This is a genomic window from Vibrio aphrogenes (assembly GCF_002157735.2).
GTDB lineage: Bacteria > Pseudomonadota > Gammaproteobacteria > Enterobacterales > Vibrionaceae > Vibrio > Vibrio aphrogenes.
Genome location: NZ_AP018689.1, coordinates 658,376 through 669,314 on the forward strand (window position 1 = coordinate 658,376; position 10,939 = coordinate 669,314).

The following is a 10,939-nucleotide window of genomic DNA, read 5'->3' on the forward strand; positions in this document are numbered from 1 at the left end:
TTATTGTTTTAAATATCAATTCTCAATTATCTTCAGTAGCTGCTGCTACACCACCAATAACTGCTGCTATGGTAAAGCCTGCGGCAGTGATAGTCCCAACAGGTCCAAATACAGGGGCTGCGACAATAACGCTGACAACGGCAGTCGTTCCTTGAATCGCTCTGGCGAGTTTCATTGAATAATTCATCGGTTTTCTCCTCTAATCTATAAACTTACATGTGACCTAATTCAGCTAATGATGACGTGTCTTTTCCTATGATGATGTGGTCGAGCATACGTACGTCAATCAACTCTAATGCTTCCTTTAATCGTTGGGTGATGTGTATATCTGCTTGTGATGGCGTAGATTGCCCTGAAGGGTGGTTGTGAGTGGCGATGATTGCGGATGCATTAAGTTGCAGTGCAAGTTTAGCGACTTCTCTGGGATAGACAGAAGCTGCATTAACGGTGCCTTTGAACATGATGTCAAAGCTAATCAATTGATGTTGGTTGTTTAAGAACATCACACCAAAGACTTCTTGCTCGTAAGGTGTGAGCTTAAATTGTAGGAAGGCTTTAACCTTTTGTGGCGCAGTATAAACATCACCGGTTAAATAAATGCTTTCTACTATTTCAGCCGCTTGTTCGAGTACTTGCAGTTGTGACTGGGTGATGGATTGAGTGGGATAATGATGAGTAGACATGTCTATTTTCTCCTTGAAGCAATGATTCATCAAGGAGGTGATATATGAGTGTGATCTTTTTATCTTGATGGGGCGCGGATACAGCAACGGCTCTTATAAAAAATACAACCAGAGGCATTCCTTTGAGCCATTAATTTAAAGGAGCCTCATCATGCAATTCATTCGATTAAAAGAAGTCATTACATTAACGAGTTTAAGCCGTTCTAGCATTTATAAATTCATGAATGAAGATCAATTTCCAAAATCAGTTTCATTAGGCGACCGTGCGGTGGCTTGGATTAAGGAAGAGGTTGAGGAGTGGATTGAAATGAAAATAGCGCAACGTCAGTAAATAAGGTGATCTTTATCACGTATTTGTTATTAATTGGTAGGTTTGCAAATACCGCAAAGCTAATCCGTACACTGGCTCTGTCAATCAAATGATGGAGAACGTTATGAATAATACCCATATATACGATTCAGATATAAACCCTGTTTTAGAAAAAGCCACCAGTGAAGATTTAGCCCCTTTAGTGGGCTATATCGAAAAGAAATTTTCACAGGATTTAACTTATTCAGAAGCCTATAAAGCGCATAGCCCTGAGCATACTCAATACTTTGATTTAATTGCCAAGGAAATCCGTGATATGGGCGGTAATTCCTTTGCCAACCTTAAGCGTGGAGAAGGGCCAAGTTATAGTGAGATTGTTTATGATGTGGGTAAGAAGCTCAAAGCATCAGTCATCAAAGGGGCGAGAATTGAAGACAATGAAGCCGCGATTTTGGAAGCAATTTTAAAAAAAGCCTTTGAGCAAATGAGTGAAGCCGAAAAAGCGGAGCTTTTTGAAAGTTTAGATAGCTCTGGAGGTTTATCTAAAGGTGCGATGACGAGCGCAGCATTAATCACCTTATTTCGTTCAGGAGGGTTTTACTCTTATCAACTCACGCTCATTATTGCGAATCAAATAGCTAAAATCATCTTAGGTCGAGGGCTGATGTTTGCCACCAATACCACTATAGTGAGGACCGCTTCTACTTTAGCTGGCCCTGTTGGTTGGGCTATTACTGGGGTATGGACTGCGGTTGATTTAGCCGGTCCTGCTTTTAGTGTCACTATCCCTTGTGTGGTTCATATCGCAATGTTGAGAAAGTCACAACAAGCCGTGTACTGCTCATCATGTAACACCATGTTGATTAATGATAACGTCAAGTTCTGCCCCGAATGTGGAACAAAGCAATAGGAAAATCGACCTCAGTGTTTGGCGTATCGGATTAAAAATGTATACCTATATATCCTTGATATGAATGAACCCACCAGCCCCAACGCTGGTGGTTTTTCTTTTTTCTTGAGGATAGCATCATGAATAAAACTCCCCTTAATATTGTTTCACCACCTTTTGTCGATATGGATCCAGAGGTTAGGCGCTATCTTAATGCGTGCTTGACGGACCATTTAAAAGTGCACGACTTAAGCCTGAGACTAGAAGGTGCAACCAGCCTCTACTTTAAATTCAATGACACGTCATACTGCGCTCTGGATGGAGGGCACCGCCCAACAGAATACTTAATCAAGCGAGATAAAAGTCACTCAGCGTTATGGCATATCGCTTATATCGCTCAATGGGCGTATTTAAAACCAAATCATAAAGCGCTCAGCCGTTATTTGGATTTTGATTTCGATTCATCAACATGTTTCTTACCGAGCACCCAGTGTTGGCAATCCATGCGCAGTAATTTTGCTTGTTTAAGTTTGTATGCTCAATGGGAACGGCGATTTTTGGCGCAAAGTAAAGCCGGTGCTTATGACCAAATACGTATTCATGTGTTTTAGGGAGGAGTCATGACTAGGATTAGCCATATCGAGAATGCCTTGCTGATTTATAAGGCGTTATCAGCAAATCGTAGTATGAGCCTGAATGATATCGAACAAGCACTCGCGCAACAGGGGATAGAAAAAAGTACAGATTCTATCCGCCGTTGGTTAAAAGCTTGGTGCTTTGTTGGGTACGTAGAAGAAAGGCGGGAGGGTCGGCATTATAAATACAAGAAAGTGCGAGGGGTAGATATACAGAAACTCCAACAAATTTTATCGAAAATAGTGAGATGATGGTCACAAATTTCGGGAAGATTTAATGTTCAAAATCTACTTTGCAAATTATGCAAAGTTCATGCTTATAGTGAGGAGTCATCTGAAATGAGTTAGGTGACATGCGGTGAACGACAGAAATGAACGAAAAACTTTAGATACGTTATTAACGTTAAGAAACATCATTCCGCACCCTCCAGCGGCCCCCATGACTTATCACGAGCTGGTGGATGCACTCGTTGATATGGGTATTACAACGAGTTATCACTCTGTTTACCGAATGTTAAAACATCAAGGTGTTCTTAACTTGCTTGATATTGAACGGGTTAAAACCGGAAGGGCTCACGGCTTTCGCCATAGAGGATCATTACTTGATAAGTTTTCACATCACGGTTTGATTGCCGATTTAATTATTCAATACCTTCCTCACCTTTTACCACCAAAGGTAGCCAGCCAGTTGAAAACGCATTTGGCACATCATTTAGTTGCATTTACTGCGCTAGATGAGGCTTACCCTGATAAAAGGTGGAAAGATAAACTTGATATCCAAATTGATGCACTAGGCAGTTGGCTTACAAGCGAGCTCTCTCCAAAGATAGAAACCCTGTTATCGGCTTTATATCGTGATGAGCCGGTATGGGTCGAGTATTACTCACTAGATAATCCCGCACAAGTTCACAAAGAAAAAGTCATGCCCCAACACCTTGTTGTTACCACACAAGATTGTGAGTTGGGATACCTATCCGTAGATAACCCGCTACATCGTGGTAAAGGGAAATTGAGCCGAATGCCATTAACTCAAATCCATACAGTAACACGCTGTTATTAAAGCAGCTTAACTCAAGAGGAGGTGAAAACCTTGAAACGTTATTTATTGGCGATGTTTATCGCTGCAAGCTTAATGGGTTGTGGTGGAGGTGAGGGAAGTGAGAGCTCACCAGAGCCAGACAAACCCATCACACCGATTGATCCAGAAACGCCAACCGATAATGCCGCTTTACTCTCTGAGTGTGAGAACTCAGGTTGTGTTTTAGAGACTGACATTACTGCTCAGACATTGACCGTATCGACGGCCCCCATTACCTTAACCTCAACGGCCTCAATTACTTTGGAGTAAAGATGAACACATTTAAATTAATCCCTCTATTGGCGATGATACCAATGCTTGCCAGTGCTAACGTTGTCTTAAAATCAGATGGCGACAATTTACTGGTTAATGACAAACCTACTCAACTGGTTAAGCACCTTTACGATGCCAATGGCAATCAGCTTAGCAATGTACAAATCTTGGCAGATGAAGCTACGGAAGTACAAGCTTTAGTTTCCTTTGATGGGCAAGCTGGCTTATTTGAAATTCGCGCAACCGGATATAGTCAAGCGCAAACTAATGACGCGCCAAAAATTTATAGCGCCAATTGTGATGTGATTGGTGTCGGTCCTGTCAGCTTTTATCCATTAGGGTATTTGGCTGAAGGTGCAATTAACATTGGTGAGAGTGCCAATTACAGCGTATCTAAGTTAGGAGCATCGGTATCAGGTTACGCTGAGAATGACGCCTTTCAATCTTTAGATAGAGATCCGGATACATGGGAAGTGACATCTGGGCAAGATTGCACCGTCGGCACACCGATGACGGGGAATGCCCTTATCGCTGATAGTGCCTTAACCCAATCGGTGAATACCTTCTTCAATAACCTTAAATTTCCACTGTCGATTAAATAGTATCAATCGATACATTAGAACTTAACAAAACACTAAGCCGTCCTTCAGGGGCGGCTTTTTTGTTGCATTCAATTTAATAAGGATACCCACATGAAACCATCCATTACACCAAAAACTGTGTACATCAACTGGTCTGAATCTAACGAGTTAAATACGGGGGAGGTTTACCCTTTTGCTGAGTTTGAGAAAAAGGCGCTCAGCATTGCATTAACCAATCCTTTAGGTGGCTATGACAAAACCAATGTGACCGTTACGTTTTCAGATAACAGCCAACATCAATGCCGTTTAGATTTAGGCTGCATGGGTAATGATTTAGGCTTTAACGACCATTGTTTATCCATCCATGCTTTCCATCAAAAGAATCACGATAACCCTAATATGTCGTGGATGCAGGAAGAACATCAGCGAGAGCTTATCCAATTAATAGAAAGTTACCAGCTAGATAGGTCACTGGTTCAATACGCTAGAGAGAACGCTATTAAGGCAACGGAGGAAGCGAAGCAGCAAGAAGAAATAGAAAGATTAGAAAAGTTAGAAGAACAAAGATTAGCCACAGAGGAGCAGAACAAGCAGCAGGCTTTATTCCAACAAAGCCTAGTGATACCTGATTGGGCAAAAGGAGTCATCATCGCAACTTTTACAGTATACGACCATGAAGAAAGTGATCCTTATAGTTGTGAGCATTTTTCGAAAACCGAAAAGTGCATTATTTTATCCTGGTCTACACACGCTCAAAAAAGGTTCCCTGAATTGAGAAAAGCGTGTTTAAACCATCCTGATACCGAATTCTTAAATGATAAAGAACAAGGCACAGAGCATCGCAATGATTACGGCTTAGGTTTTGGATTTTGTTTAACGAATAAATCGTATCGTCATCATGGATGGGAGGTCAGTAAGCAAGTGTTTTGGGATGAGAGTAATAAGGCGAAATACGTCCCATTGGGGGAAGTGGTTGCTGATAATTAACTAAATCCGTGCCCAGTTATTCGGGCACGGAAATACATAATCTTTAATTTTTTGATCTAAATGGTTTTATGTAAGCTTTTGGATTGCCCGCTCCTCAATTTTCCCATATTCTCTCAGTATCAATTTTAAGAAAAACCAACATGAGATAACACTCTGAATGGTAGACCAAATTTTAACCTTGCAAGAAGTGGCTGCTTATCTAAAGTTGGCCGAAAAAACAGCATATAGATTAGCAAGCGAAGGAAAGCTTCCTGGTTTTTAAGTCGGTGGTTCGTGGCGCTTTAAGCGTGAAGATTTAGAAGCGTGGATTGAGGCGAGAAAAGAATGATTCCAACTTATCAAGAGTTTATGCAGCCCCTACTTGAGATTGCACGCAATGGTCGAGAAATTAAGGTTCGAGATGCGATTAAGACCTTGGCAGATCAATATAATCTCACCCCAGAAGAACGAGTAGAAAAACTACCAAGTGGTCGTGTGACAGTATTAGATAACCGTGTCGGTTGGGCAAAAACGTATCTCACCAAATCTGGTTTGCTTGAATCAACACGACGTGCTCATTTTGTGATTACAGAGCGAGGTAAACGAGCATTAGAGGATCCAAAAGTAGAGATTAATAATGCCTACCTAAAACAGTTTGAAGAGTTTAACGCCTTTAAAGAACAAAAGAACGAGATACAACCTAATCCAACACTCTCGGAAACAACATGTGAAGATGACATCACACCAGATGAAACCCTTCGTGCGGCTTATAAACAAATCAACAACGCATTAGCGGATGAAATACTTATTCGCACTCGCCAAGTTACCCCCGCATTTTTTGAACAATTATTGGTCGATCTGTTGATTGCAATGGGTTATGGCGGTAGCAGTGAAGGCATGGGGCATACATTAGGTCAAACCGGAGACAACGGTGTCGATGGTGTGATTAATCAAGATCCACTCGGTGTTGATCAAGTTTATATTCAAGCCAAGCGTTACGCGCAAGGTAACAATGTTGGCTCTGGTGATATCCGTGATTTCTTCGGGGCGCTGAACCTGAAAAAAGCCCAAAAAGGTATTTTTATCACCACCTCAGATTTTACAGTTTCAGCCACTCAAACCGCCAAAGACCTTGGTATGCGAATAGTGCTGATCAATGGAAAAGAATTAGCCAAATTAATGTTGAAATATAACATTGGCAGCCGAGATGAACAGGTCCTACACCTGAAAAAGATAGACGAAGAATTTTTTGACGCTTGATCTGAAAATCAAGCTCACCCCAATTTACTGAGAGTAACTAATGGCTAATACAGATAAAATCAAAAAAAATTCAGACCTTATATGGGATGTCGCCAACTTATTGCGAGGCCCATACTTACCAGCGCAATACCGTCGAGTAATGATTCCTCTTACTGTTTTACGTCGTCTGGATTGTGTGCTTGAGGCTGATGCTGATGCAGTAAAGGTAGAATACGACAAACTTTTTGAACAATACAAAGATAAAGACAATCGTACTGAAATAATAGAAAAGATAATTTTCAAAAAGTTTAACCATAAATTCTTTAACACCAGCGGCTTTACCTTCAAAAAATTAATTGGCGACCCTGACAATCTTGCTAAAAACCTTAATAAATACATTGCAGGTTTTTCAACAAGAGCACGAGAGATATTAGAAAAATTCCGTTTCGATCAAGAAATCGAACACTTAGAAGACGCTAACCGCTTATTCAAAGTATTTAGCGAAATAGCCAGTGTTAATTTCCACCCTGATAAAATTGAATCATTAGAGATGGGCTATATTTTTGAAGACTTGGTTAGACGATTTAACGAACAAGCAAACCAAGAAGCGGGGGATCACTTCACACCCCGTGAAGTGGTTAAGCTTATCGTGAATCTGCTCTTCACTGGTGAAGAAGCTATTCATACCGCTGGTAACTTGATAAAAATTTACGATCCAGCGTGTGGTACGGGTGGTATTTTGTCAGAATCTGAAAAAGAGATCATTGCTCAAAACGACAGAGCTAAAGTGCAATTATTTGGTCAAGAGTATAACCCAGAATCTTATGCAATTTGTGGCTCAGATTTAATGATCAAAGGTGAAGAAGCCGACAACATTGCGTTCGGTGACACCTTAGGTACAGGTATAACGAAAGACGACCGTGTTGATGGTGATGGCCACCCTGACATGAAGTTTGACTACATGGCAGCAAACCCACCGTTCGGTGTTGAATGGAAACCGGAAAAGGATTACGTCACCAACGAACATGAAAAATTTGGTTTTAATGGTCGTTTTGGCGCAGGTTTACCGCGTATCAATGATGGTGCTTTGTTATTCTTACAGCACATGATGTCAAAAATGCAAAACCCACCTGCACAATATCCACTTCATCGAGCAGGTGAAGAAGCTGAAAATGGTTCACGCATTGCAGTTGTATTTAACGGTTCGCCACTTTTTACAGGTGATGCAGGGAGCGGTGAAAGCAATATTCGTCGTTATATTATTGAGAACGATATGCTTGAAGCAGTGGTCGCTTTGCCTGATCAACTCTTCTATAACACAGGTATTTATACCTATATCTGGATTGTCACTAACCGAAAATCAGACGGTAGTAACAACACACATGATAGACGTGGAAAAGTGCAGTTAATCAATGGTACTGACTTCGCTTGGAAAATGAAAAAATCACTGGGTGATAAGCGTAAAAAAATTGGTGAAGGGCCTTCGGAATACAATAAGAATGAACCTGATCATATCCGTATGCTCACAGAAATTTATGCGGCTTTTAAAGATGAAGAGACCCGTACGCTTGCAGATATTAATACCAACGTAGAGCTACCGAAAAAGAAAGCCCGTGACATGAATAAAGTTGTCACGGTAAGCAAAGTATTTAATAACCAGGATTTTGGTTACTTAAAAATAACGGTTGAACGCCCACTACGCCTTAATTTTACTGTTGATCAAGAGCGTATTAATGCCTTTAAATCCACTGCTTACTTCACAGGTTTATCTATTAGTAAAAAGCGCAAAAACATCGCAGCTATGGAATTAGAAGTTGCAGAAGGTGAAGCGAAACAAGCGGAGTTAATTACTGTACTTGAGTCCTTAATATCCGAGTTTGAAAATTCTGAATTGATTAAAAATCGTGATGACTTTGAGGCACGAATTAAACCAGCCTTTGTTGATGCAGGCATTAAATTTGATGCCATACTGAAAAAGGCGTTACTAGCGCCTGGTAGTTTAGGTGAAAAAGACCCAACCGCTGAAGCATGTACCAATAGTAAAGGTGAATTTGAAGCCGATGGTGATTTGCGTGATACCGAAAATGTGCCACTACCAAAAGATATAACGCTACCTCTACCCTTAGATTATGAAAATAAAGGGCAAAATAAAGGTAAAGTTGATAAAACGCAATTACTTGCATTAGTAAAACAACATTGTGAAAAATACTTAGCAGAAGAAGTCTTACCCTATCGACCTGATGCATGGATTGACCACAGTAAAATTAAATTGGGTTATGAAATTCCCTTTAACCGTCATTTTTACGAGTATGAGCCACCGCGTGAGCTTGCAGAAATTGAAGCTGATATAAAAGGTCTTGAGCTAGAAATTATGAATATGCTTGCGGAGGTGGTTTGATGCAATATCCAAATTATCCTGAATATATTACTAGTAGATTGGATTCAAATATTGAAATACCAAAGAGCTGGGAAGAAAAGCGTCTTAAATTTATAGCATCACATAACGATGAATCTCTACCAGAGACAACACCTGATGAATTCGAGATGGAATATATTGATATTTCTAGTGTTGACTTAATCAAGGGCATACAAGCTTTTGAAATTACAACCTTTGAACAAGCTCCTTCTCGAGCTAGAAGGTTAGTTAAAAATGGAGACACTATTGTTTCAACTGTTAGGACTTATTTAAAAGCAATAGCTCCAATAAAAGATGTTTCTGACAATACGATAGTCTCTACGGGGTTTGCTGTTATAAGACCTAGGGAAGATATAGATGCAGGGTACTTATCATATTTTTTACAAAATCAGAACTTTGTTGAGCTTGTAGTTGCAAACTCCGTAGGTGTTAGCTACCCAGCAATCAACGCTTCTGATTTAGTATGCATACCCGCATATTATCCCAAGCGTATAGAAGAACAAGAAAAAATAGCCTCGTTTCTCGATTATAAAACCCAACAAATTGACCAATTAATTGAAAAGAAAAAAGAACTAATAGAAAAGCTCGAAGAACAACGAATAGCCATTATCACCCAAGCCGTTACCAAAGGCATTGACGAAAATGCCAAGCTAAAACCTTCAGGCGTCGATTGGTTAGGTGATGTGCCTGAGCATTGGGAAATTAGCAAAATTCGTTGGTTCATTAAAGTTGGTTCCGGTGACTACTTAGATAACGTCAGTATGGAAGCTAAGTCTACAGTTAGCTGTCAAATACCTGTTATAGGTGGTAATGGCTTGATGGCTTATACTTCAATTGAAAATACTAGTGAGAATGCACTGGTCGTTGGACGTGTAGGAGCTCATTGTGGAAATGTTCATCTTGTTCGAACTAAAAGTTGGGTAACCGATAATGCATTAAGAATCAAAATTATTGATTCATTTGATCAGGATTACCTGTATTGGTTATTGAGAACAATGAAACTTAATGATGATGCCAATAAAAATGCTCAACCATTGATAACGGGAGAAACTATTAAATCTAGAACAGTCCCGATCCCTCCAATAGAAAATCAGTTAGAAATTGTTCGTTATATCGAGGTGGAATTAGCTAAATTATCCCTTTTAGAGCAAGCAACTCAATTGACTATAGAAAAGCTTGAAGAATACCGTTCAGCACTCATCACATCCGCTGTCACAGGTAAAATAGATGTGCGAGAAATTGAACTTCCAAAGGAATTTCAATAATGGATGCTAAAGGGTATTTTCATCATCTACGTAACTATTTAAATACAGACTTTTATGGAGTCCCTAAGTTTCCTGGTGATGAAATAGTGTTGAAAGAAAAAATTCACGTTGGTAGCAAAAAAAAAGAATACAAAGTCACTTTAAAACATGAAGGTGAATTATTTGCAATAAAGCTAGATAGTCTTAACAAAAACGGGAATCAGGACCCTTTGTACCATTTTCTCGGTAATAATGGTCAACCTTGGACTAAGCGTTGTGACTTCATTGTTTTTAATCTTGTCGGTAGAAAAATATTTGTTTATTGTCTCGAATTTAAGTCTCAGTCTCTTGATACTGAAAGTATTGCAGGACAACTTCAATCTGCTGAAAAGTGGTGTCGTGCTTTATTAGCTACGATCGACATTTACGTAAACAAAAAATGTAAATTTGAGTTAACAAAGCTTGTTGTTTCTGAATGCCCTGAAGATAAGCTCGGCAGTTATTTAGAAGAAAATGGTCAGTTTTTGGCACGAGATCCATCGGTAAAACATTTTTTGTATAAAGATATAGATGGCCTAGCATTAGGCGAATTAAACCATGCGGGCACTGAAACAGTGAAGTAAGG

13 protein-coding genes and 1 pseudogene are annotated in these 10,939 nt (G+C 39.9%); 12 read left to right on the forward strand and 2 right to left on the reverse strand.

Translation table 11 applies throughout. From position 1 onward, the window contains the following. Positions 1 to 22: 22 nt before the first annotated feature. Complete coding sequence (locus VCA1004_RS15165; RefSeq protein WP_164520815.1) at positions 23 to 175, reverse strand: hypothetical protein; 153 nt, start codon at positions 173 to 175, stop codon at positions 23 to 25. A 37-nt stretch (positions 176 to 212) separates the two neighbouring features. Continuing rightward, positions 213 to 683, reverse strand: coding sequence for a RadC family protein (radC, locus tag VCA1004_RS03045; protein WP_086982413.1), 471 nt, complete (start codon positions 681 to 683; stop codon positions 213 to 215). 151 nt (positions 684 to 834) lie between these two features. Here radC and VCA1004_RS03050 point away from each other — a divergent pair, with 151 nt between their 5' ends. The 12 genes and pseudogenes from VCA1004_RS03050 to VCA1004_RS03105 all read left to right on the forward strand — a co-directional run bounded on the left by VCA1004_RS03050 (position 835) and on the right by VCA1004_RS03105 (position 10,937). Continuing rightward, positions 835 to 1,014 (forward strand): AlpA family transcriptional regulator, encoded by a 180-nt coding sequence (locus VCA1004_RS03050; protein WP_086982415.1) that lies wholly within the window; start codon positions 835 to 837, stop codon positions 1,012 to 1,014. Between the two features lie 103 nt (positions 1,015 to 1,117). Next, the gene (locus VCA1004_RS03055) at positions 1,118 to 1,903 is read left to right on the forward strand and encodes a ubiquinol-cytochrome C chaperone family protein (RefSeq protein ID WP_164520816.1); all 786 of its coding nucleotides are present in this window, start codon (positions 1,118 to 1,120) and stop codon (positions 1,901 to 1,903) included. A 119-nt stretch (positions 1,904 to 2,022) separates the two neighbouring features. Then, on the forward strand, positions 2,023 to 2,493 hold the full coding sequence (locus VCA1004_RS03060) for a DUF2787 family protein (RefSeq protein WP_086982419.1): 471 nt from the start codon (positions 2,023 to 2,025) through the stop codon (positions 2,491 to 2,493). Between the two features lie 382 nt (positions 2,494 to 2,875). Next, entirely contained in the window at positions 2,876 to 3,577 is a 702-nt protein-coding gene (locus VCA1004_RS03065) for a hypothetical protein (protein ID WP_086982423.1), read from the forward strand. Positions 3,578 to 3,607: 30 nt separating this feature from the next. Continuing rightward, positions 3,608 to 3,865: a hypothetical protein gene (locus VCA1004_RS03070; RefSeq protein ID WP_086982425.1), complete on the forward strand. Its 258-nt coding sequence runs from the start codon at positions 3,608 to 3,610 to the stop codon at positions 3,863 to 3,865. Positions 3,866 to 3,867: 2 nt separating this feature from the next. Next, complete coding sequence (locus VCA1004_RS03075) at positions 3,868 to 4,470, forward strand: hypothetical protein (RefSeq protein ID WP_086982427.1); 603 nt, start codon at positions 3,868 to 3,870, stop codon at positions 4,468 to 4,470. 90 nt (positions 4,471 to 4,560) lie between these two features. After that, positions 4,561 to 5,436 (forward strand): LPD25 domain-containing protein, encoded by an 876-nt coding sequence (locus VCA1004_RS03080; RefSeq protein ID WP_086982429.1) that lies wholly within the window; start codon positions 4,561 to 4,563, stop codon positions 5,434 to 5,436. A 157-nt stretch (positions 5,437 to 5,593) separates the two neighbouring features. Continuing rightward, positions 5,594 to 5,764 (forward strand): annotated as a pseudogene (mads1, locus tag VCA1004_RS03085) (methylation-associated defense system helix-turn-helix domain-containing protein MAD1). After that, positions 5,761 to 6,675 (forward strand): restriction endonuclease, encoded by a 915-nt coding sequence (locus tag VCA1004_RS03090; protein WP_086982431.1) that lies wholly within the window; start codon positions 5,761 to 5,763, stop codon positions 6,673 to 6,675. Before mads1 ends, VCA1004_RS03090 begins: the two are co-directional and overlap by 4 nt. Positions 6,676 to 6,715: 40 nt before the next feature. Next, complete coding sequence (locus VCA1004_RS03095; RefSeq protein ID WP_086982434.1) at positions 6,716 to 9,052, forward strand: type I restriction-modification system subunit M; 2,337 nt, start codon at positions 6,716 to 6,718, stop codon at positions 9,050 to 9,052. Continuing rightward, positions 9,052 to 10,335: a restriction endonuclease subunit S gene (locus tag VCA1004_RS03100; RefSeq protein WP_086982436.1), complete on the forward strand. Its 1,284-nt coding sequence runs from the start codon at positions 9,052 to 9,054 to the stop codon at positions 10,333 to 10,335. Before VCA1004_RS03095 ends, VCA1004_RS03100 begins: the two co-directional genes overlap by 1 nt. Beyond that, a complete protein-coding gene (locus VCA1004_RS03105; protein WP_086982440.1) occupies positions 10,335 to 10,937 on the forward strand; it encodes a hypothetical protein in 603 nt (200 codons plus the stop codon). Before VCA1004_RS03100 ends, VCA1004_RS03105 begins: the two co-directional genes overlap by 1 nt. The last annotated feature ends 2 nt before the right edge of the window (positions 10,938 to 10,939 follow it).

Coding starts and splice junctions, on each gene's coding strand:
- VCA1004_RS03080 (WP_086982429.1), top strand. CDS start 4,561: ATGAAACCATCCATTACACCAAAAACTGTGTACATCAACTGGTCTGAA.
- VCA1004_RS03100 (WP_086982436.1), top strand. CDS start 9,052: ATGCAATATCCAAATTATCCTGAATATATTACTAGTAGATTGGATTCA.
- radC (WP_086982413.1), bottom strand. CDS start 683: ATGTCTACTCATCATTATCCCACTCAATCCATCACCCAGTCACAACTG.
- VCA1004_RS15165 (WP_164520815.1), bottom strand. CDS start 175: ATGAAACTCGCCAGAGCGATTCAAGGAACGACTGCCGTTGTCAGCGTT.
- VCA1004_RS03075 (WP_086982427.1), top strand. CDS start 3,868: ATGAACACATTTAAATTAATCCCTCTATTGGCGATGATACCAATGCTT.
- VCA1004_RS03050 (WP_086982415.1), top strand. CDS start 835: ATGCAATTCATTCGATTAAAAGAAGTCATTACATTAACGAGTTTAAGC.
- VCA1004_RS03090 (WP_086982431.1), top strand. CDS start 5,761: ATGATTCCAACTTATCAAGAGTTTATGCAGCCCCTACTTGAGATTGCA.
- VCA1004_RS03055 (WP_164520816.1), top strand. CDS start 1,118: ATGAATAATACCCATATATACGATTCAGATATAAACCCTGTTTTAGAA.
- VCA1004_RS03095 (WP_086982434.1), top strand. CDS start 6,716: ATGGCTAATACAGATAAAATCAAAAAAAATTCAGACCTTATATGGGAT.
- VCA1004_RS03105 (WP_086982440.1), top strand. CDS start 10,335: ATGGATGCTAAAGGGTATTTTCATCATCTACGTAACTATTTAAATACA.
- VCA1004_RS03060 (WP_086982419.1), top strand. CDS start 2,023: ATGAATAAAACTCCCCTTAATATTGTTTCACCACCTTTTGTCGATATG.